Below are 21,163 nucleotides of genomic sequence, written 5' to 3'. Positions count from 1 at the left end.
CAAGTGGGGGTTCTGGTTCCCCCGGTCCCGCCGACAGCACCGGCAGCGGCTAGCTCATGACCGGCAGCAGCCCCGCCAGGTCCGCGCGCTCCCCGCTCGCGCTGACCTTCGCCTCGTCGAGCGCCGACTTCCAGTCCGTGCGGCCGGTCGCCAGGCGGATCCAGGTCAGCGGATCGGTCTCGACGACGTTCGGCGGGGTGCCGCGGGTGTGCCGGGGGCCCTGCACGCACTGGACCACGGCGAACGGCGGCACCCTGACCTCGACGGCGCCGCCGGGGGCCTTCACGGCGAGGGCGTCGGCGAGCAGCCGGGTGCAGGCGGCAAGGGCCTGACGGTCGTACGCGACATCCAGGCCCGGCACGGCGTCGTTCAGGTCGTCGGTGTGGACGATCAGTTCGACGGTGCGGGTGACCAGGAAGTCGTCGAGGCTCATCGCGCCGAACCGGGTCGGCGTCAGACGGCCGGCGACGACCCCGTCCAGTGCCTCGTCATAGGCGGTCAGGGTCCGCGCGTACAGCTCGCCGAGGTCCTGCGCGGCGAAGGCCCGCGACGCCTCGTCGACCTGGGCGGCGGCCGAGGCGGTCGCGAACGGCCAGTCCAGCAGGGCCACTTCGCGCGCCGGGGGCTCCGGCATGGCGAGGAACCTGCTGACCGCGCCGAGCGCCATGGTGGTGTGCGCGGCGAGCTCGCGGACGGTCCAGTCCCCGAGCAGGGTCGGCAGGGCGAGCTGCTCGGGCTCCAAGGCGGCGACCGCTTCCCGTACGTTCCCGAACTGGGCGCGCACGGCGGTGCGGATCTTGGCGGGATCGTACGTACGCGTGCGCTTCTTGGCCGGTGGCATGAGGCCGAGCCTAATGCGGTCCCGGGTAGCCCTGGAGACCCTTTTCGACCTGCTCGAAGGCGCGCTCGGCGTGGGCGGCGCAGTCCTCGGCGATCGTGTCGAGCGGATCGCCTTCGAGGGTGCGGCGGTGGTTCTCCATGATGAGCGCGTTGCGGGCGCCGAGCAGCTGCGCGGCGGCGACTCCCGCGAGGACACGGTCACCGGTCTCCTCGACGAGGGCCTCCGTGAGGAGCTGCATGGCGCGCATGTGGAAGACGACCATGCGATGCGCCAGGGTCGGTGTATCGCCGACCAGTTGGCGCACCTTCATGGCGCGCGGGTCGCCGCTGAGGCCGACCGCGGGGTCGCGCGCGGCGACCTGTTCGAGGAAGACCTCGCGCATCGCCGTGACCGCGGAGGCGCCGGGCCTGCGGGCGCGCACCGCGTCGGCGGCGTCGCCGACGTGCTCCTCCATGGGGCTGACGATCACGCCTTCCTTGGTGCCGAAGTAGTTGAAGACGGTCATCTTCGACACCTCGGCCGCCTCGGCGATCTCCGCCACGGAGACATGGTCGAAACCGCGCTCGGAGCAGAGGTCCACCGCCGCCCGCCAGATCCGCGACGCGGTCTGCCTCTTCTTGCGCTCGCGCAGCCCGAGCTCCTCAGTCATGCAGGTCACGGTACCGGGACGACTCCTTCCCCCACGGTGAGCGTCTCGAGGTCGAGCGCGATGCCGATGGGGGTGTGGGAACGCCGAAGCCCCCGCCCGGACCAGGTCCGGGCGGGGGCTTCGAGAAGCGGCGGATCAGGCGAAGAGCCCCGGCAGGGTCCCCGCGTGCGCCTCGCGGATCTCGGCCAGGGAGAGGGTGAACTCGCCCTGTACGTCCACGGCGTCACCGTCGACCACACCGATACGCGTCACGGGAAGGCCCCGCGCCCCGCACATGTCGGTGAAGCGCAGCTCCTCGCTCCGCGGCACGGAGACGACCGCGCGCCCGGCCGATTCGCTGAACAGGAGGGTGAACGCGTCGAGACCGTCCGGGACGATCAGGCGCGCGCCCTTCCCGCCCCGCAGGCAGGACTCGGCGACGGCCTGCGCCAGGCCACCGTCGGACAGGTCATGCGCGGCGTCGATCATGCCGTCGCGCGAGGCCGAGATCAGGATCTCGGCGAGCAGCCGCTCGCGCTCCAGGTCCACCTTCGGGGGCAGGCCGCCGAGGTGGTCGTGGACGACCTGCGACCAGGCCGAGCCGCCGAACTCCTCGGAGGTGTCACCGAGCAGGTAGAGCAGCTGGCCCTCTTCGGCGAAGGCGATCGGCGTGCGCCGTGCGACGTCGTCGATCACACCGAGGACGGAGACGACCGGCGTCGGGTGGATCGCCGCCTCGCCCGTCTGGTTGTAGAGCGAGACATTGCCGCCGGTCACCGGGGTGCCCAGGATCTGGCAGGCGTCGGCGAGGCCACGGGTGGTCTCGGCGAACTGCCACATGACGTCCGGGTCCTCGGGCGAACCGAAGTTCAGGCAGTCCGAGACGGCGAGCGGCCGTGCGCCCGTCGCGGCGACGTTGCGGTACGCCTCCGACAGGGCGAGCTGCGCGCCCGCGTACGGGTCGAGCTTCGAGTAGCGGCCGTTGCCGTCATTGGCGAGGGCGACACCGAGGCCGGTCTCCTCGTCGATGCGGACCATGCCGGAGTCCTCGGGCTGCGCGAGCACCGTGTTGCCCTGCACGAAACGGTCGTACTGATCCGTCACCCACGCCTTGGATGCCTGGTTCGGCGAGGCGACGACGGCGAGCATCTGGTCGCGCAGTTCGTCCGAACTCACCGGGCGGGGCAGCTTGTTGGCGTCGTCCGCCTGCAGGGCGTCCTGCCAGGACGGGCGGGCGTAGGGACGCTCGTAGACCGGGCCGTCGTGGGCGACGGTGCGCGGGTCGAGGTCGACGATCTTCTCGCCGTGCCAGAAGATCTCAAGCCGGTCGCCGTCGGTCACTTCACCCACGACCGTCGCGATGACGTCCCACTTCTCGCAGATGGCGAGGAAGCGCTCGACCTTCTCCGGCTCGACGACCGCGCACATCCGCTCCTGCGACTCACTCATGAGGATCTCCTCGGGAGTGAGCGTGGAGTCGCGAAGCGGTACGTCGTCGAGCTCGACGCGCATGCCGCCGGAGCCGTTGGACGCCAACTCCGAGGTCGCGCAGGAGAGTCCGGCCGCACCGAGGTCCTGAATACCCACGACCAGCTTCTCGGCGAAGGCCTCCAGGGTGCACTCGATGAGGAGCTTCTCCTGGAAGGGGTCGCCGACCTGGACGGCAGGACGCTTCGACGGCTTGGTGTCGTCGAAGGTCTCGGAGGCCAGGATCGAGGCGCCGCCGATGCCGTCGCCGCCGGTGCGGGCCCCGTAGAGGATGACCTTGTTGCCGGGTCCTGACGCCTTCGCGAGGTGGATGTCCTCGTGCCGCATCACGCCGATCGCACCGGCGTTGACCAGCGGATTGCCCTGATAGCAGGCGTCGAAGACGAGCTCGCCGCCGATGTTCGGCAGGCCCAGGCAGTTGCCGTAGCCGCCGATGCCCGCGACGACACCGGGGAGCACGCGCTTGGTGTCGGGGTGGTGGGCATCGCCCATCCGCAGCGGGTCGACGACCGCGACCGGGCGCGCGCCCATCGCGATGATGTCGCGGACGATGCCGCCGACACCGGTCGCCGCACCCTGGTAGGGCTCGACGTACGAGGGGTGGTTGTGCGACTCGACCTTGAAGGTGACCGCGTAGCCGTTGCCGACGTCGACGACGCCCGCGTTCTCACCGATGCCGACGAGCATCGCGTCGTTCTCGGGGGCCTTCTCGCCGAACTGGCGCAGGTGCACCTTGCTGCTCTTGTACGAGCAGTGCTCGGACCACATGACGGAGTACATGGCGAGCTCGGCGCCGGTGGGGCGGCGGCCCAGGATCTCGCGTACGCGCGCGTACTCGTCTTCCTTCAGGCCCAGTTCGGCCCAGGGCAGCTTGACCTCGGGGGTCTCGGCGGCGTGCTTGACGGTGTCCAGAGTCATCAGACGTTGACCAGCTTCTTCAGGATCGAGGTGAAGAATCCCAGGCCGTCGGTGCGGCCGGTCCCGATCAGCGGCTCGACCGCGTGCTCGGGGTGCGGCATGAGGCCGACGACGTTGCCCGCGGCGTTGGAGACACCGGCGATGTCCCGCAGCGAACCGTTCGGGTTCACGTCGAGGTAGCGGAAGACGACCCGCCCCTCGGCCTCGAGCATGTCCAGGGTCCGCTCATCGGCGACGTACCGTCCGTCGATGTTCTTCAGCGGTACGGAGATCTCCTGGCCGGCGTCATAGTCGGCGGTCCAGGCGGTGTCGGCCGTCTCCACGCGCAGCTTCTGGTCGCGGCAGATGAAGTGCAGGTGGTTGTTCTTCAGCATCGCGCCGGGGAGCAGGTGAGACTCGGTGAGCACCTGGAAGCCGTTGCAGATGCCGAGGACCGGCATCCCGGCCTTTGCCTGCTCGATGACCGACTCCATGACGGGCGAAAACCGTGAAATGGCCCCGGCCCGCAGATAGTCGCCGTACGAGAATCCGCCGGGGAGCACCACGGCGTCGACCTGCTTGAGGTCCTTGTCCCGGTGCCAGAGCGGCACGGCTTCGGCGCCGGCGACCCGGACGGCGCGCTGGGTGTCGCGGTCGTCGAGGGTTCCGGGGAAAGTGACGACTCCGATTCGAGCAGTCACTTCTCTTCCTCCACCTTTACGAAGAAGTCTTCGATCACGGTGTTGGCGAGGAAGGTTTCCGCCATCTCGTGGATACGGGCGAGGGCTGCGTCATCGACGGGCCCGTCCACCTCGAGTTCGAAGCGCTTTCCCTGACGTACGTCGGCGATCCCCTTGAATCCGAGGCGCGGCAGTGCACGCTGCACCGCCTGGCCCTGGGGGTCGAGGATCTCCGGCTTGAGCATGACGTCGACTACGACGCGTGCCACTGGCACTCCCGGTGTGTGGTGCTGGCTGAGCGGTCCCTTCAGACTACCTGCACAAAAATTCTACTCGCGTAGATTCGTAGAAACCTACGTGAGGACGGTCACGTTCCCACACTCATCCACGTATCGAACGGGGCACCTTCGCGAAAAATCCAGGAAAAGATCACGCATCGGCATTGCTCCCGGACACGCGGGGGGATTTAGTCGGGCTTCACAATGCAATGCCGGGCACTGTACAAAGGAAATGGCATTAGCCGATGCTTTGCACATAACAGTGCCCCTAACAGCCGGACAGTCGGCATCACCGCACGTCAACGCGGCGAGGCCGCACGAAGGGACCGATATTCGTGGCGCAGCGTGTCGTGGTCACTCTCTCTGACGACATCGACGGCGGGGAAGCGGCGGAAACCATCGCTTTCGGTCTTGACGGCAAGTCGTACGAGATCGACCTCAATCAAACCAATGCCAAGAAACTGCGCACGGCGCTCGCCCCGTTCCTCGACGCAGCCCGCAAGCAGTCCAAGTCCGGCAAGGCCTTCCGGCACACGACGGTGGCCGCGAACCCGGCGGCCGTCCGCGCCTGGGCGCGCTCGAACCAGATGGACGTGCCGCCGCGCGGCCGCATCCCGAAGAAGGTCTACGAGGCGTTCGAGGCGGCCAACTGAGCCTTGGCCCGCGGCCGCGCCGACCTGGACGGACAGCCGGCCAGGAGGGCCCCTCGGCAACCGACTTGACCTGCACCCCCGCCGGTCGGCTAAAGTCTGGAGCACGCCGAGGGGCAAGGCCGAAAGGCCGAACCACACGGAGTCTTGCGGGTGTAGTTCAGTAGTAGAACATCCCCCTTCCAGGGGGAAGGCGCAGTGTGCAATTCCTGTCACCCGCTCTGCATCGCCGATCAGGCGCCCTTCTGGGTGCGGTAGGCTGGTGCTCGCACCGATCAGTGAGAGCTGGTCGGAGGCAATGCGAACGTAGCTCAGTTGGTAGAGCGCAACCTTGCCAAGGTTGAGGTCGCGAGTTCGAACCTCGTCGTTCGCTCCATTGAAGAAGGCCCCGGTCATCGCGACCGGGGCCTTCTTCGTGTCTCAGGGCTGCCGGGCTTCTGACATTTGTCATGTGAGCCGGTGACAGCGCGCACTGCTCCGGCGCGCGGGGCCGGGGGACGCTCTTCTCATGACCAAGACTGACCAAGTGATCGACGTGACCGATCTTCGGCGCGTGTACGGGGGCGGTTTCGAGGCGGTCCGGGGGGTGTCGTTCTCCGTCGGACGCGGTGAGCTCTTCGCGCTGCTCGGGACCAACGGGGCCGGCAAGACCTCCACCGTCGAACTCCTCGAAGGGCTCGCCGCACCCGCCGGAGGGCGGGTGCGCGTACTCGGGCACGACCCCTACTCCGAGCGCAGCGCCGTGCGGCACCGGATCGGCGTGATGCTCCAGGAGGGCGGCTTTCCCTCCGAGCTGACGGTCGGGGAGACCGTACGGATGTGGGCGGGGTGCACCAGTGGGGCGCGGCCGGCCGATGAGGCCCTGGCGATCGTGGGGCTCGGCAAGCGGTCCGGCGTCCGCGTGAAGATGCTGTCCGGGGGTGAGAAGCGGCGGCTCGATCTGGCGACGGCGCTCATCGGGCAGCCCGAGGTGCTCTTCCTCGACGAACCCACGACCGGGCTCGACGCCGAAGGGCGCCGCGAGACCTGGGAGTTGGTGCGGGCCCTGCGCGACAACGGCACGACCGTGCTGCTCACCACGCACTACCTCGAAGAGGCCGAGAACCTCGCCGACCGGCTCGCGATCCTGCACGAGGGGCGGATCGCGGCCGAGGGACGCGTCGCCGACGTGGTGGCCGCGCAGCCGTCGCACGTCTCCTTCGAACTGCCCGACGGGTACTTCGTCGGGGATCTGCCGCCGCTCGGCGAGCTCGGCGTGAGCGGGCACGAGGTGACCGGCGGGCGGGTCCGGCTGCGGACGCACGAGCTGCAGCGGGCCGCCACGGGGCTCCTTGTGTGGGCGCGGGACGCCCAGGTGGAGCTGCGGGGGCTCGATGTGCGGGCGGCATCGCTGGAGGAGGCGTTCCTGCGGATCGCGCGGGATGCCGAGGGTGGCTCGGGTGCGGGTTCGGGTTCAGGTTCGGGTGTGGCGGAGAAGGAGACGGTGGCATGAGTGCGGTGACGGTGAGCGGGACCACCGCTTTGACGACCCCCGCGCGGCGGATGCGGGCGCTCGCGCGGGCCGAGCTGACGTTGCTCGGGCGCACCAAGGGCACCTTGTTCGCGGCGCTGTTCGTGCCGCTCGTGATGCCGTTCAGCCTGCACCAGGCCGCGGACGGCATGGACCTGAAGGGCACCGGCCTCTCGGTCGGGTCCGTCGTCGTGCCCAGCGCCATCGGCGTCTCCGTGCTCTTCGCCGTCTACACGTCGCTGACCACCGTCTTCGCGGCCCGCCGCGAGGAACTCGTGCTCAAGCGGCTGCGTACCGGGGAGCTGCGGGACGCGGAGATCCTCGCGGGGGCCGCGCTGCCCTCGGTCAGCATCGGCCTGACGCAGGCCGTCGTCCTGGCGGCCGGCTGTGTCGCGCTGCTCGACGCGGGGGCGCCGAGCGCGCCCCATCTCGCTGTCATCGGCGTACTGCTCGGCCTGGTGATGTTCGCCGCCCTCGCCGCGGTCACCGCCAGTCTCAGCAGGTCCGTGGAGTCGGCGCAGGTGCTGTCCGCGCCGCTGGCGTTCGGGTCGATGTTCGGCTCGGGTCTCTTCGTCCCCTTCGAGGTCATGCCCGACAAGCTGGCCTCGGTCTGCGAGCTGCTGCCGTTGAGTCCGGTGATCACGCTGGTGCGGGGCGGCTGGACCGGGAATCTCTCCGGGTACGAGGCGCTGGGCGCCGTCGCCACGGCGGTGGCCTGGACCGTGGTCTCGGTGTTTGCTGTACGACGGTGGTTCCGCTGGGAACCGCGGCGCTGACGCGAGGAGCGGCACGGTGTTCGGACGGATACGGAAGTGGCGCCGGCGCAGCGGCCTCGACAAGGTCGACTACTACACACGCGCGTCCGTACACATCCTGGTCTGGGTCTCCGTACCCCTGGTGATCGCCCTCTCGGTGACCCGGCCGGTGCGCCACTCCGACGTGCCCTGGGTGCTGATCTGCGCCGTCGCCGTGGCCGCGGCCGCCCAGGGCGTCTGGTCCACGAAGCTGCTCGGGGCGGGGCTCGACGAGTACCTCGACGGTGACCCCGCGCCCCGGCGGTGGATCGCCGTCGGGGCGGGCCTCATGGTGCTGACCTTCTCGGGCGTCCTCGCCCTGGCGGCCATCACAGGACCCAAGGAGTTCCCCCAGCTCAGCGTCGCTCTGGCCGCTGCGGGGATGCCGTTCCTCACCGCGTACTGCCTGTTGGCCCCATTGCGGTTCAGCTTCCTCGTGCAGTCGCTCGCGACGGCCGCGGTGTGCACGGGGGTCTGGCTGATCGGCGGGGGCGTCCAGCTCGTGGTCCCCACCTTCTTCACGGTCGCGTACGCCGGCTGCGCGCTGGCCTACTCCGTGCGCTGCTCGGCCTGGGTGCTCAGAGTGATGTACGAGCTGCACAACACCCGCGACGTACAGGCAAGGCTGGCCGTCGCCGAGGAGCGGCTGCGCTTCGGGCGTGACCTGCACGACGTGATGGGGCGCAATCTCGCCGTCATCGCGCTGAAGAGCGAGCTCGCGGTGCAGCTCGCGCGGCGGGGGCGGGCCGAGGCGGTCGATCAGATGGTCGAGGTGCAGCGGATCGCGCGGGAGTCGCAGCGGGAGGTGCGGGAGGTGGTGCGGGGGTATCGGGAGGTCGATCTGGCGGTCGAACTCTCCGGTGCGCAGGGGGTGCTTGAAGCCGCGGGCATCGATTGCCGGGTGGTGGGATCCCCTGCGGGGTTGCCTGCTGCGGTGCAGTCCGCCTTCGGGTGGGTTGTTCGGGAGGCGGCGACGAATGTGCTCCGCCACGGTGACGCGCGGCACTGTGCGGTGACCCTGCGGGTCGGGCCTGAGCGGGCTGTGCTTGACGTCTCCAACGATGGGGTGCCGGATGTTGTCCCCTCCGGGGCGGGGTCCGGGCTCGCGGGGCTGCGGGAGCGGTTGGCTGTCGTGGACGGGGTGCTGGACTTCGCGTCCGGCGGGGGGAAGTTCCGTCTTTCTGCGGAGGTTCCTCTGGCTGGTTCGTCGGAACCGGAGGCTGAAGCTGTGCCCACCCTTCCCCAAGCTCTCGACTCCGCTCGAGCAGGGGAGACCCCACTCGCCGTGCGGAACGCCTGCCCACAGCAAGGGCGGCCCGAGCAGACGGAGGCTGTCCGGTGACCGTTCGCGTGCTGCTCGCCGATGACGAGCATCTGATCCGGGGGGCGCTTGCCGCCCTGCTGGGGCTCGAGGACGATCTTGTGGTGGTCGCCGAGGCCGCCACCGGGCCCGAGGCGCTCGCCATGGCCCGGGCCCATCAGCCCGATGTCGCCGTGCTCGATCTGCAGATGCCGGGCGCCGACGGTGTGAGTGTCGCCACATCGCTGCGCGATGAACTGCCGTACTGCCGCACCATGATCGTGACGAGTCATGGCAGACCGGGGCATCTCAAGCGGGCGCTCGCGGTGGGGGTGCGGGGCTTTGTGCCGAAGACAGTCAGCGCGCAGCGGCTCGCCGAGATCATCCGCACCGTGCACGCCGGAAACCGCTACGTGGACCCGGAGTTGGCCGCCGACGCGATCTCCGCGGGGGACTCCCCGCTGACCGTCCGCGAGGCCGAAGTGCTCGAACTCGCCGCCGACGGGGCGCCCGTCGCGGAGATCGCCGAGCGGGCCGCGCTGTCCCAGGGGACCGTCCGGAACTACCTCTCGTCCGCCGCCACCAAGATCGGGGCGGAGAATCGTCATGCCGCGGTGCGTCTCGCACGCGAGCGAGGTTGGGTATAGTTGGCTTCGCGCTTCGGCGCAGTGCGGACGTAGCTCAGTTGGTAGAGCGCAACCTTGCCAAGGTTGAGGTCGCCAGTTCGAACCTGGTCGTCCGCTCCAGATGAAAGGCCCCGGTCAATCGACCGGGGCCTTCTTCGTACGCCGACTACCAGGCCGTGCCCGTCAGACGCTCGTACGCCTCGATGTACTTGGCGCGCGTCGCGTCCACCACGTCCTGCGGGAGCGGGGGCGGCGGCTGCTCGCTCTTGCGGTCCCAGCCGGAGGCCGGCGAGGTCAGCCAGTCGCGGACGAACTGCTTGTCGAACGACGGCTGGGCGCGGCCCGGCTGCCACTCGTCCGCGGGCCAGAAGCGGGACGAGTCCGGGGTGAGGACCTCGTCCGCGATGATCAACTTCTCGCCCTCGAAGCCGAACTCGAACTTCGTGTCCGCGAGGATGACGCCTCGCTCGCGGGCGATGTCACGGGCCCGGCCGTACACCGCGAGGGTCGCCTGGCGGAGCTGGACCGCCGTGTCCGCGCCCACCTGGCGCGCCACTTCCTCGTAACTCACGTTCTCGTCGTGCTCGCCGACCTCCGCCTTCGTGGCGGGCGTGAAGATCGGCGCGGGCAGCTCGGAGCCGTCGCTCAGGCCGTCGGGCAGCGCGAGACCGCAGACGGTGCGCGATGCGTCGTACTCGACCAGGCCCGAGCCCGTCAGATAGCCGCGGGCCACGCACTCGACCGGAACCATCTGCAGGGACTTGCAGACCGTGGTGCGGCCCTCCCAGTCGTCGGGGGCGCCGGCCGGGACGTCGGTGGAGATGACGTGGTTGGGGATGAGATCGGCGAGCTGATCGAACCACCACAGGGAGAGCTGCGTGAGGACCCTGCCCTTGTCGGGGATCTCCGTGGGCAGCACCCAGTCGTAGGCGGACATGCGGTCGCTCGCGACCATCACGAGGTCGCCCGCCTCGTTCTGGTACAGGTCGCGCACCTTGCCGGTGTGCACATGCACCAAGCCCGGGACCTCGACAGGCTCGGGCTTTTCTACGAATCCGGACACGGTTCCTCCCCGTGGTTCTGGCCAAGTGCTCTCGATTCTCCCGTATGGGGAGACAGCTTTTGGCCAGGGGATGCCGGTGGGCGTCGATCGGCTTTCAGTCCCGTTTGCAGATGCGGTCCAGGAGGTTGGCCGTGGCGCGCTGGACGCGGGTGTCCACATGGCCGGGGCGGTCGAGCGCCGGGGACCAGGCGAAGGTGCCGGACGCGAAGACCAGGGCGCCGGACGGGGCGCGGTAGAGGGACGACTCCTGGTGGCGGGTGACGCCCTCGCTGTCCTCGTACGGGGAGTGGGCCAGGAGGATGCGGCCCTGATGCTCGGGCAGGGCGGTGCGCGGGAAGTAGCGGTCCGCCTCGCCCGCGACCAGACCCCCGATCTCGTCGCCCTCGTGCGCGCCCGTCGCCTCCCACAACCAGTGGTCGGCATTGCGTACGACGAGGGGGGCGGGGTCCGGGACGCGGCCCGCGTACTGGATGCCGAGGAGCTCCTGCTCCGCCTTGTCCTGCTCGCGCCAGAGGGCGGGCCTGCCGGGGCCGTGGCGCTTGCGGCAGGTGAGCAGGCGGTTCTCGACGCCGGACGGGGAAGGGCCCAACTCGACTTGCCAGTACATGGTGTTGGCGGAGAGGAAGACGAGGGATGTGCCGTGCTCGCGGGCCAGCTCCGTGGTGCGGCGCATGTTCGACGACCAGTACTCGTCGTGGCCCGGGAAGACCAGGCCTCGGTAGCGGGTCGGGTCGATGCGGCCCGCGTGCAGGTCGCGGGTGTCGGCGTACGCGAGGTCGTAGCCGTACCGCTCGGCCCAGCGGATGAAGTCGTAGGCATGGCCCACGTGCAGGGGCAGGCCCGCCCCCGCGTACGGGCGGTCGAAGGAGACCGTGTGCGCGGCCTCGCTCTCGCCGAGGAGCCGGCCCTTCTCGTCCCACGCGTGATAGAGGCTCGCGCCCGTGCGGCCGTCCTCCGGATAGAGGTTGTACGCCTGCCAGGTGATGTCCGGGAGCAGGAGCAGCAGATCGGCCGGGTGGCTGTCGCGGACCGTGAAGGGGACGTGCGAGCGGTAGCCGCCGACGGTGGTGAGGACCGCCACGTACGCCCCGATGTTCCAGTAACTCGGGATCTGCAGACGCCAGGAGAGCCACCAGTGGTGGCAGGAGACCGTGCGGTCGGCGGTGAGCGGGGGCGGCTGGACGATGCCGGAGAGGCGCGGGCTCGTGGTGATCTTCGATGCCCCGTCCCCGCCGTAGTGCCCGATGCGGTAGATGTCGACGCTGAACTGCTGGGGCGGGTCCACCGTCACGTGGAAGTCGATCGCCTCGCCCGGGGCCGCGGCGCCGGTGGAGGTGAAGCCCTTGATCTGGCCGTGTACGTCGTCTGCCGTGCGGGGCCCGTTGGTACGGGTGTGGGGTGCGGGGATGTTGCGCGCGCCGGGGGCCGGGGCGTGGTCGAGGTACCAGGGGACGACCTGGCCCGTGTCGTCGAAGTAGTGCTCGGCGCCCCGGAGCCAGGGGAGCGGGCCCTGGCCGAAGGGGTCGGTCACGGCGTGCGCCAGTGCGCCCGATTCCCACCTGCGGATCTGCTCCGGCCCCATGTGTGTACCCCTCCCTCACTCCCCCGGGATTGCGCTGCGCTGTGCCGTCCGTTGCCCCCGTGCGGTGTTGCCTCTGACATGTCCGGTCCGGCGGTCGGTCCCAGCACATCACATTACGCACGCACTCCGTCACCGTTCGTCGCTAATCGACGAGAACGGAAGAGATCCTTCCGGTGGGGTGGGGGACTGCTACGGGGTCGCCGGGGCGGGCCCGGGCTCGGGCCGGGGCCAAGCCGGGGTCGTGCTCGGGCCGGTGCTTGTACTCGGCTCAGACGAGCCGCACCGGCTTCTCCGGGCGGACGCCGAGCCGGGCGAGCCAGCCCTTCAGGGGGGTCGGATCGCCGTCCTCCACCAGGCTCAGGACGTGCGGCGTCAGGTCCGCCGCCCGCTCGCCGTCCACCAGCAGGGACGGGCCGTCCAGCCAGTCGAGTCCGGGTGCCGCACCCGCCGTGTCCACGGCCGCACAGCAGACCAGCGCGGTCACGTGGTCGGCGAGCAACTCCCGGCCCGTGCGCACCGGTTGGAGCGGGAACAGCGGCAACATGCCGTCGTCCCACAGCGCGTCGTCCGGGCCCTGTCCCGCCGGGGCGGGGCGTGGCGGGGCCGCGGCTTCCTCGCGGGACAGCTCGGCGGTGAGCCCTGCGGCCAGGAGCCCGCCGGGGCTTTCGGGGGCCACTTCGTCGTCGGGGGCGAGAGCGATGTCGTCCGCGGGGTCGGCGGATGCCGGGTTGACTGATGGGTCCAGGGCGGGCGGGGCCGCGGCAGACTCCGTGGCCTCGGTGTCCGGCGCCGTCAGGTGGTCGAGGACCCGGCCCAGGGTGGGGCCCTTGGCGTCGCGGGCCGTCGGGTCCGTGGCGTGGCCCACGCCCAGGGAGTCGAGGACCCGGTGGAGGCGGGCGGCGTCCGTACGCCATTTGCGGTCGACGACCTCGTCCGGATACTCCTGCCAGGCCACCGGCGCCCAGCCAGGACCCGGCTCGGCGGGCCCGCCGTGGAAGAGGCGGGCGGCAAGGAGGGAAGCCGCCTCGTCCACCGAGCCCGGCTCCTCCAGGAGATCGCAGGCGGGGCGCTCGCCCAGGCGGGACGCGAAGCCCTCGGCCAGGCGGTCCCTGCGGGACAGCTCAGTGAGGGCGGAGACCACGCCCGCGTCGAGCCGTGACGGCCAGCGGCCCATCCGCCAGGCGGGCAGCGCGACCTTGGTCAGGAGGCGGTCCCACCCTGCGTACGCCAGGCCGACCTGCTCCTGGGCGACGATCCGCACTCCGTAGTCCACGGCCTGGGCGCGCTCGGCGGCCGCTGCCGCGACGCCACGCTCCATCTCGCCCGCGTGCCCCCGGCAGCTGCGCAGGAGCAGCCGGGCCACCCAGCCGACACCGCCGAGGACCGTGCGCGTGAGCGGGCCGCGGCCGGGTGCGGAGGTGACCGCGACCGCCGCGTCGAGCCCGCGCACGAAGCGCCGGGCCGCGGCTATGTCGGGGTGCGCCGAGGGTCCCGTACCGGCCACGACCGGGGCGAGGACCGCGCGCAGCTCACCGACCCGCATCCACCACAGGAACGGCGACCCGATGACGAGCACCGGGGCCGCGGGGGACTGGCGGCGCGGGGCGGGGCGGCCGTCCCGTACGCCGTTGCTCTCGGCGACCGACGGGGGCGAGGCCTCCGCGGGCGGTCCGTGCGCGGGGTGGGTGCGGTCCTCGAGCCAGCTGTCGCAGTCGGGAGTGAGCGCTATCGCCGATGGTGCCGGGACGTCCAGGCGGTCGGCCAGATCCCGCACCAGGCGGTACAGATCGGGGGCCGAGCTCTCGGTGATCGGGACCGTCGGGCTGACGGCGGGCCTGGCGCGGGCGACGACGAGCGCGATGCCCGCCGCGGCGAGCAGCACGACGGCGGCGACGGCCGTCACGATGCCGCGCACCACGTCCCAACTCCCGCCGATGACATGGCCCGTGGCCCCGCCCGCGAGCAGCACGACGGCGACGGCCGCGGGCAGCAGTGCGACGGCAAGGGCCCTGCTGCGGATGCGCAGCACGGCGAGCGCCTGGGAACGCGCGGACTGCACGCCCACCTCCACACCCGTACCTGACACGACCTACGTCACCCCCTGCTGCCTGGTCCGCCTGCTGCCCCGCCGCCGGTGGGGACCGGTGCCGAGGGGCGGACGGCAGCCGCCGATGGATTTGCTCACTCCCCCACTGTGGCACCCGCCACTGACATCGCAATGCCGGTGGTCTGTTTGGCTATGGGCACCTGAACCGCTTGCGCCGCACCCTAGTTGGGGTGCCGGGCATCGTCAGCCGGATGGGCCAGCGGTCACTCGATGGAATGGCTTTGGGTAAAGGTGGATGACGCTCAGGCCCCGGATCGAGTGGCGGATCCGGGGCCTGTGAGCTGTTCGCGGGTGGCGCGTGGGCGACCTTGGTTACGCCTCCGCCGCCGCCTTCGCCGCGATGTCGGTGCGGTGCTGGGAGCCGTCGAGGCGGATGCGGGACAGCGCCGTGTACGCGCGCTCGCGCGCCTCGGTCAGGTCCGCGCCCGTGGCCGTCACGGACAGCACACGGCCGCCCGCGCTGACGACCGCGTCGCCGTCGTGCTTCGTCCCGGCATGCAGGACGTACGCGTCCGGTGCATCCTGCGCCACGACGTCGCCGAGTCCCTCGATGGGGTCACCGGTGCGCGGCGTGTCCGGGTAGTTGTGCGAGGCCATGACGACGGTGACCGCGGCGTCGTCGCTCCAGCGCAGCGGGGGCAGGTCGACGAGGGTGCCGTTGGCCGCGGCGAGCAGAACTCCGGCCAGCGGGGTCTTCAGACGGGCGAGGACGACCTGCGTCTCGGGGTCGCCGAAGCGGGCGTTGAACTCGATGACACGTACGCCGCGCGTGGTGATCGCCAGGCCCGCGTAGAGCAGCCCGGAGAAGGGGGTGCCCCGGCGGCGCAGCTCGTCGACGGTCGGCTGGAGCACGCTCTCCATGACCTCGTCGACCAGCTTCGGGTCGGCCCAGGGGAGGGGCGAGTACGCACCCATGCCACCCGTGTTCGGGCCCGCGTCCCCGTCAAGCGCGCGCTTGAAGTCCTGGGCGGGCTGGAGCGGGACGACGGTGACGCCGTCGGTGATGGCGAAAAGGGAGACTTCGGGTCCGTCGAGGAACTCCTCGATGACCACGCGGTCGCAGGCGAGGGCGTGCTCGCGGGCCGCCTCGATGTCGCCGGTGACGACGACGCCCTTCCCTGCGGCGAGGCCGTCGTCCTTGACGACGTACGGAGCGCCGAAGGCGTCGAGGGCTTCGTCGATCTCCTCGGGGGTGGTGCAGACGTAGGAGCGGGCGGTGGGCACGCCTGCGCCCGCCATCACCTCCTTGGCGAAGGCCTTGGAGCCCTCCAGCTGGGCGGCCTCCTCGGAGGGCCCGAAGCAGGGGATTCCGGCGCTGCGTACGGCATCGGCGACCCCCGCGACGAGGGGGGCCTCCGGGCCCACCACGACCAGCTCGGCGCCGAGGCGGGTGGCCAGGGCGGCCACCGCGGTGCCGTCGAGGGCGTCGACCGGGTGCAGCTCGGCCACGTCCGCGATGCCGGCGTTGCCGGGGGCGCAGTGCAGGGCGGAGATGTCGGGGTCGAGGGACAGAGAGCGGCACAGGGCGTGTTCGCGGGCACCACTGCCGATGACTAGGACCTTCACGGTGGTCAGCCTATCCGCCGCGGGGCTCACGATTGTGCGGGAGGCCGAGGCGGGCCCTGGGGCGGAGTCGTACGTTCCTCCAGAACTGGGGGTGCTTTGTCCCCCCCTGCGGGGAGGGTTCTGCATTCCGCCAGAGCTGAGGGTCCCCTGCCGGGGGGCTGGCCGGTACTCGGGTGCGGGCCGTGTCCGGACTGAGCCGCCGCTCCGCGGCGGATGTTTCCCGCCCACCCACCCGATTGCCCTGCAGCGAGGGGCGGGGAGCCGGCGGCGGCCGTCTGACCGCGCGCTGCGGGGTGAACGGGTGGGCGGACGGGAAAGGCCCGGCGCGGAGCGGCCGCACAGCCTGCGCGGGCAGGCGACGCCCACAGCCCCCAGCCCTGCACCGGGCGGGCGGGAAAAGCCCGGCGCGGAGCGGCGTGATGGGCGGCGGCTCAGGGCTCGGCTGCTCAGGGCCCCTGCAGATCAGGCCCCGGCGGCTCACGGCTCGTTCGTGTATTCCTCGACGATTGTTGCGCCCAGTTCGCGGACGATCAGGTCGTGGCCGGAGAGGGCCGATTCGACCAGGTCGGGGTCGTCGTCGGCGGGGGTGTCGTCCTCCGGAGAGACGTGGTCCGGGGTGGCCGGGCGGGGCTGTGGCGCCGGGGCGGGGGTCGGGGCCGGTGCCGGCCGGGACGGGGGCTGCGGGGCCGCTGCCGGAGGGGGTGTCGGCTGGTGCTGGGGGGCGGGGCGCGGGGGCGCGGGGGCGCTTCCCCCGAAGTTGACCGCCGCCGGGGGCGGGGCCGAGCCGCCGGAGGGGTCGACGATCGCCTCGACCTTCCACTGCACGCCGAACTGCTCGGACAGCGCCTGCCGCAGCACGTCCTCGCTGCCGCTGCTCGCGAAGTTGTCCCGCGCTCCCGCGTTGACGAAGCCGATCTGGAGCGTCGTCCCGTCGAACCCCGCCACCTGGGCGTTCTGGCTCAGCAGGATCCAGGTGAACCGGCGGCGGTTCTTCACCGCCTCCAGGATGTTCGGCCACAGGCTGCGCGGGTCGGGGCCGCCCGCGGGCGGCGCCTGGGCAGCCACGGGTGCCGGCGCGGCCGCTGGTGCCGGGGACGGCGTCGGTGCGGGGGCCTGCGGGGCCGGGGCTCCGCTCCCCGCGGGGGCCGCAGTGGGCCAGCCGCCCGGCCGCGGGGCCGCCTCAGCGGGAGCGGGAGCAGGGGCAGCAGCGGGAGCCGCCGGACCGCTGCCCGGCGCCGAAGCCGTCGGCCAGCCACCGGGCCGCCGCTCCCCCGCCGGAGCAGGGGCGGCAGGCTCAGGAGCGACAGGTGCCGCGGGAGCAGCAGGGGCAGGCGGAGCCGCCGGTGCCTGGTCGCCCTGCGGCGCCCCCGGCCCCCGTACCGCCGCACGCGCGGCGGCAGGTCCGCCACCCGGAGGCACCGGAGCCACCGGCGCCCCGCCGCCCGGCTGCGGCTGCATCCCCGCATGGGCCTCGGGCCCCGGAACGTACGCCATGGCGGGAGCGGCACCCTGGCCGCCGCCCGCCATGAAGTTGCCGCCGCGCTCAAGACGGTCAAGCCGGGCCATGACGGAACGCTCGTCGTCGTACGCCGCCGGAAGCAGCACGCGCGCGCAGATCAGTTCGAGCTGCAGCCGGGGCGAGGTCGCCCCCCGCATCTCCGTGAGCCCTTCGTTCACAAGGTCCGCGGCACGGCTCAGTTCGGCGCCTCCGAAGACGCCCGCCTGGGCCTGCATCCGCTCGACGACGTCGGCGGGGGCGTCGATGAGCCCCTTCTCGGCGGCGTCCGGCACGGCCGCGAGGATCACCAGGTCGCGCAGCCGCTCCAGGAGGTCGGCGACGAAGCGCCGCGGGTCGTTGCCGCCCTCGATGACGCGGTCGACGACCTCGAAGGCCGCCGCACCGTCCCCGGACGCGAACGCCTCGACCACGGAGTCGAGCAGCGACCCGTCGGTGTACCCGAGGAGGGACGTCGCCATGGCATACGTCACACCGTCGGCCGCCGCGCTGGCGAGCAGCTGGTCCATGACGGACATCGAGTCACGCACGGAACCTGCACCGGCGCGGACGACCAGCGGAAGCACACCGTCCTCGATGGCCACCTGCTCGCGGCCGCAGACCTCCGCCAGATACTCCCGCAGGGTCCCGGGGGGCACGAGGCGGAAGGGGTAGTGGTGCGTACGCGACCGGATCGTGCCGATGACCTTCTCGGGCTCGGTGGTCGCGAAGATGAACTTGAGGTGCTCCGGCGGCTCCTCGACCACCTTCAGCAGGGCGTTGAAGCCCGCCGAGGTGACCATGTGCGCCTCGTCGATGATGTAGATCTTGTACCGACTGGACGCCGGGCCGAAGAAGGCCTTCTCCCGCAGGTCACGGGCGTCGTCGACGCCTCCGTGGGAAGCCGCGTCGATCTCGATGACGTCGATCGACCCCGGGCCGTTCCGCGCCAGGTCCTGGCAGGACTGGCACTCGCCGCAGGGCGTGGGCGTGGGACCTTGCTCACAGTTGAGGCAGCGGGCCAGGATGCGCGCGCTCGTCGTCTTGCCGCAGCCGCGCGGGCCACTGAACAGGTAGGCGTGATTGACCCGGTTGTTTCGCAGCGCCTGCTGCAGCGGGTCGGTTACATGCTCCTGCCCGATGACCTCGGCGAACGACTCCGGGCGATAACGGCGGTACAGCGCGAGAGACGACACGCATACGAGGTTATAGGCGACCACTGACAACCCGGACCGCCCCAACGCAAAGCGCCCCCCACGCACCCGCCAGAGCCAACCTACCCTTGCTGCCTTCCGGCCCTGGGGGAGTTCAGTCAGATAGCGCCACGTGAGGGGCTGGCCCCCACAGTAGCCGATCCCCCGCCCTGGAAGCGAAGCCGGTCCCGGCCGTGATCGCCCCCGAGGACGATCACGACGTCGACCTCGGGATCGTGTTCGCGAGCACTCCCCAACGTCTTGTATTGTTTGCGGCGGAGGATTCGCCTAGTGGCCTAGGGCGCACGCTTGGAAAGCGTGTTGGGGGCAACCCCTCACGAGTTCGAATCTCGTATCCTCCGCACTCGCCCAGCAGGGCAGACGAAGGTCCCGACCGGTTTCCGGTCGGGACCTTCGTCGTTGCCTGGTCTCATTTTTTTGGTCTCAGTTGCGCCGTTGCCCGAGCACAGCCCTCAGCACCTCGCCCCCGTCCGTTCACGAGGAGCCAAGCTGCAGCTCGGTGACCGCCAGTCCGGCACTGCAACCAGAGGGTCACTTACTGCATGAATCACCCGCAACAGCTCCACATGGCGCATTTCACATGGGCACCATAGATGTATGAACAGGGAGGCTGGCCCCCCACCGCGTCCGGGGAAGCACCTCAATACGGCGCTACTGCTGTACGACAAGCCTCTGTACCGTGACTGGGCATTCTGGACGACGGTCGGCATGGCCTGCATGACGGCTTTCGCCATCGGGACAAGCAACGAGCCAACATCACTACCCAGATGGCTGGACATCCTCTTGGCTGTGATCACCTTCACGGTCCTTTTCGGGGTGGTTCCTGCGTGGTTCCGGTTGCGCATCCGGCGATATCGCGCGCATCGACGCCGCCCAGCCCAGCGGCCCCCCACTCATAAGCACGGCGCCCCGACATCTGACTGGCAACCTCAGCAGCAGACGGCGCAGCACGCACCACCGCAGGTTCGAGTGACTCCCCCCAAGCCTTCACCCACGGCCAGCGCCTCTGCAGATACGGCTCCCCCTCAAACCGTCGGAGACGCAAGTGCATCGGGAGAGAACCTGAGCCAATCAGCTGTCCCGTTGGCTTGGCGCCGCCTGGATGCCGACGGGTTTGAACGACTGCTGTTCGATCTGCTTCGGAGTTTCCCTGAGCATCAGAACGTGCAGTGGCTCTCGCATACGCGGGCTGCGGACCGCGGACGTGACCTGTCGATGGAACGCGTACTCCGCGACAGCACCGGCGGCACCCGCACCGAACGGGTCATTGTCCGGGCCAAGCACTGGTTGAAGAAGCCCGTGAACCTACCGGCGGTCTCCGAGACGGTGGCAGCGGTGAAGCTATGGGAGCCGCCAGCGATCAGGATCCTGATCACTGCGACGAGCGGGCGCTTCTCTGCAGATGCTGTGAAGTGGGCAGAGCAGCACAACAACAGCGGCGCCGCACCCTACGTGGAGCTATGGCCTGAAAGCCAGCTCGAAGCGCTCCTGGCCTCAAAGCCCCATCTCGCCGCGGCCCATGGCCTTCGGTAGACGTCCACGCAGCACCCATCTCGTCAGAGGCCCTTACCTCCTCCTGATAGCACGCATGGCCCCGACCATGAACGGTCGGAGCCATGCGTGAGATCACCACTCGTCAGTGTCGCTGTACGTCCCCTCAAGCCGCGGTGCCGAAGCCTTCACGGGTGAGGCGGCGTTGGAGGATGTCGTTCACCGCCTCGACCGGGACGCGGCGCAGCCGTCCGACCTTCGCGGAGGGGATCTCGCCGGAGGAACTTCTGGCGAAGCCCCAGCCCTTCATATAGGCGGAGACGCAAGACGGCTCGCCGTCGGCTAGCGCCTATCCGCATATTTGGCCTGAATGATCATATTTCGATTGACGGTGTACGGAGCGACGTGGTCCGATCACGCTCGGTTTCGAAGTCGAGGCCGATCACGCCTCCCGTGACCACGGAGGCCATCCACAGAGGGGGACTCTTTGCTCGGCAACACATCCCGCAACGTCAAGGCGGCGCTTACCGCTGGCGTCGTTGCGTCGGCTCTGCTCATTCCGACAGCTGGATCCGCTGCTGCTTCTTCGAGCGGACCGGTCGTGACGGTGAGGGCCGTTGATCCCAACACCGCCTGCAGGCATCACGGTAAGAACTACATCGTACGCACGTACTTCCGTGGACCTACCAAGTACACGTTGCGCTGCGGCAAGAGCTCGTGGGGTTGGAAGCACATCAAGGCGGGGCACGGCTGGAACAACACGATGAATAAGAAGATCAGTGCCGCTATATGGTCCGGCAAGTTCAACGGGGGTGGGTTCTCGACCTGGACCGCTTCGTGCCCAAGTCGTGAGAAGTTCCGCACCAAGATCGGAACGCCCGCTGGTCGCAACGACCTGCGGACCGCATACCAGGTCTCGAGCCTCGCCGCCGCCAGCTGTTAGCGACTAATAC

General features: G+C 70.4%; 18 protein-coding genes, 4 tRNA genes and 1 other RNA gene. 11 read left to right on the top strand and 12 right to left on the bottom strand.

Going from position 1 to position 21,163, the window contains the following annotated elements:
- Positions 1–49 precede the first annotated feature (49 nt).
- The 5 genes from OG453_RS04720 to purS all read right to left on the bottom strand — a co-directional run bounded on the left by OG453_RS04720 (position 50) and on the right by purS (position 4,803).
- Positions 50–841 (bottom strand): maleylpyruvate isomerase family mycothiol-dependent enzyme, encoded by a 792-nt coding sequence (locus OG453_RS04720; protein ID WP_266864777.1) that lies wholly within the window; start codon positions 839–841, stop codon positions 50–52.
- A gap of 10 nt (positions 842–851) precedes the next feature.
- Complete coding sequence (locus tag OG453_RS04715; RefSeq protein WP_266864776.1) at positions 852–1,490, bottom strand: TetR/AcrR family transcriptional regulator; 639 nt, start codon at positions 1,488–1,490, stop codon at positions 852–854.
- 135 nt (positions 1,491–1,625) lie between these two features.
- A complete protein-coding gene (gene purL / locus OG453_RS04710; protein ID WP_266864774.1) occupies positions 1,626–3,875 on the bottom strand; it encodes a phosphoribosylformylglycinamidine synthase subunit PurL in 2,250 nt (749 codons plus the stop codon).
- Complete coding sequence (purQ, locus tag OG453_RS04705; protein WP_266864772.1) at positions 3,875–4,555, bottom strand: phosphoribosylformylglycinamidine synthase subunit PurQ; 681 nt, start codon at positions 4,553–4,555, stop codon at positions 3,875–3,877. The genes purL and purQ overlap by 1 nt, the downstream gene beginning before the upstream one ends.
- Positions 4,552–4,803 carry a phosphoribosylformylglycinamidine synthase subunit PurS gene (purS, locus tag OG453_RS04700; RefSeq protein ID WP_135332092.1) on the bottom strand — a complete coding sequence of 84 codons (252 nt, stop codon included), beginning with the start codon at positions 4,801–4,803 and terminating at the stop codon, positions 4,552–4,554. Before purS ends, purQ begins: the two co-directional genes overlap by 4 nt.
- A gap of 344 nt (positions 4,804–5,147) precedes the next feature.
- On the opposite strand from purS, the gene OG453_RS04695 reads away from it, so the two are divergent.
- From OG453_RS04695 to OG453_RS04660, 8 genes are all read left to right on the top strand, one after another.
- Positions 5,148–5,465: an Lsr2 family protein gene (locus OG453_RS04695; RefSeq protein ID WP_266864768.1), complete on the top strand. Its 318-nt coding sequence runs from the start codon at positions 5,148–5,150 to the stop codon at positions 5,463–5,465.
- 146 nt (positions 5,466–5,611) lie between these two features.
- Positions 5,612–5,683: transfer RNA gene (locus OG453_RS04690), tRNA-Gly, on the top strand.
- A 79-nt stretch (positions 5,684–5,762) separates the two neighbouring features.
- Positions 5,763–5,838: transfer RNA gene (locus tag OG453_RS04685), tRNA-Gly, on the top strand.
- Between the two features lie 132 nt (positions 5,839–5,970).
- Positions 5,971–6,954: an ABC transporter ATP-binding protein gene (locus OG453_RS04680; RefSeq protein ID WP_266864766.1), complete on the top strand. Its 984-nt coding sequence runs from the start codon at positions 5,971–5,973 to the stop codon at positions 6,952–6,954.
- Positions 6,951–7,748 (top strand): ABC transporter permease, encoded by a 798-nt coding sequence (locus OG453_RS04675; protein WP_266864764.1) that lies wholly within the window; start codon positions 6,951–6,953, stop codon positions 7,746–7,748. Before OG453_RS04680 ends, OG453_RS04675 begins: the two co-directional genes overlap by 4 nt.
- A 16-nt stretch (positions 7,749–7,764) precedes the next feature.
- The gene (locus OG453_RS04670) at positions 7,765–9,108 is read left to right on the top strand and encodes a sensor histidine kinase (protein ID WP_266864762.1); all 1,344 of its coding nucleotides are present in this window, start codon (positions 7,765–7,767) and stop codon (positions 9,106–9,108) included.
- A complete protein-coding gene (locus OG453_RS04665) occupies positions 9,105–9,713 on the top strand; it encodes a response regulator transcription factor (RefSeq protein WP_266864760.1) in 609 nt (202 codons plus the stop codon). Before OG453_RS04670 ends, OG453_RS04665 begins: the two co-directional genes overlap by 4 nt.
- A 23-nt stretch (positions 9,714–9,736) precedes the next feature.
- A tRNA-Gly gene (locus OG453_RS04660) sits at positions 9,737–9,812 on the top strand.
- A 46-nt stretch (positions 9,813–9,858) separates the two neighbouring features.
- On the opposite strand, the gene OG453_RS04655 is transcribed toward OG453_RS04660, so the two are convergent.
- The 6 genes from OG453_RS04655 to ffs form a co-directional block, all read right to left on the bottom strand.
- Complete coding sequence (locus OG453_RS04655) at positions 9,859–10,755, bottom strand: phosphoribosylaminoimidazolesuccinocarboxamide synthase (RefSeq protein WP_266864758.1); 897 nt, start codon at positions 10,753–10,755, stop codon at positions 9,859–9,861.
- Positions 10,756–10,849: 94 nt separating this feature from the next.
- A complete protein-coding gene (locus OG453_RS04650) occupies positions 10,850–12,337 on the bottom strand; it encodes a N,N-dimethylformamidase beta subunit family domain-containing protein (protein WP_266864756.1) in 1,488 nt (495 codons plus the stop codon).
- A 268-nt stretch (positions 12,338–12,605) separates the two neighbouring features.
- On the bottom strand, positions 12,606–14,423 hold the full coding sequence (locus tag OG453_RS04645) for a hypothetical protein (protein WP_266864754.1): 1,818 nt from the start codon (positions 14,421–14,423) through the stop codon (positions 12,606–12,608).
- Positions 14,424–14,756: 333 nt separating this feature from the next.
- Positions 14,757–16,010, bottom strand: coding sequence for a phosphoribosylamine--glycine ligase (gene purD / locus OG453_RS04640; protein ID WP_266864752.1), 1,254 nt, complete (start codon positions 16,008–16,010; stop codon positions 14,757–14,759).
- Positions 16,011–16,487: 477 nt separating this feature from the next.
- Complete coding sequence (locus OG453_RS04635; protein ID WP_266864750.1) at positions 16,488–18,701, bottom strand: DNA polymerase III subunit gamma and tau; 2,214 nt, start codon at positions 18,699–18,701, stop codon at positions 16,488–16,490.
- A 44-nt stretch (positions 18,702–18,745) separates the two neighbouring features.
- Positions 18,746–18,844, bottom strand: an RNA gene (gene ffs, locus OG453_RS04630) — signal recognition particle sRNA small type.
- 131 nt (positions 18,845–18,975) lie between these two features.
- On the opposite strand from ffs, the gene OG453_RS04625 reads away from it, so the two are divergent.
- Both OG453_RS04625 and OG453_RS04620 read left to right on the top strand, forming a co-directional pair.
- Positions 18,976–19,060, top strand: a tRNA-Ser gene (locus tag OG453_RS04625).
- Between the two features lie 256 nt (positions 19,061–19,316).
- The gene (locus OG453_RS04620; protein ID WP_266864748.1) at positions 19,317–20,252 is read left to right on the top strand and encodes a restriction endonuclease; all 936 of its coding nucleotides are present in this window, start codon (positions 19,317–19,319) and stop codon (positions 20,250–20,252) included.
- Between the two features lie 124 nt (positions 20,253–20,376).
- On the opposite strand, the gene OG453_RS04615 is transcribed toward OG453_RS04620, so the two are convergent.
- Complete coding sequence (locus OG453_RS04615) at positions 20,377–20,520, bottom strand: hypothetical protein (protein ID WP_266864746.1); 144 nt, start codon at positions 20,518–20,520, stop codon at positions 20,377–20,379.
- A 177-nt stretch (positions 20,521–20,697) separates the two neighbouring features.
- On the opposite strand from OG453_RS04615, the gene OG453_RS04610 reads away from it, so the two are divergent.
- Positions 20,698–21,153 carry a hypothetical protein gene (locus OG453_RS04610; protein WP_266864744.1) on the top strand — a complete coding sequence of 152 codons (456 nt, stop codon included), beginning with the start codon at positions 20,698–20,700 and terminating at the stop codon, positions 21,151–21,153.
- Positions 21,154–21,163 lie beyond the last annotated feature (10 nt).

This window comes from Streptomyces sp. NBC_01381, from assembly GCF_026340305.1.
GTDB lineage: Bacteria > Actinomycetota > Actinomycetes > Streptomycetales > Streptomycetaceae > Streptomyces.
The sequence above is the reverse complement of the archived record's forward strand: the minus strand, read 5'-3'. Positions and strand labels throughout refer to the sequence as shown.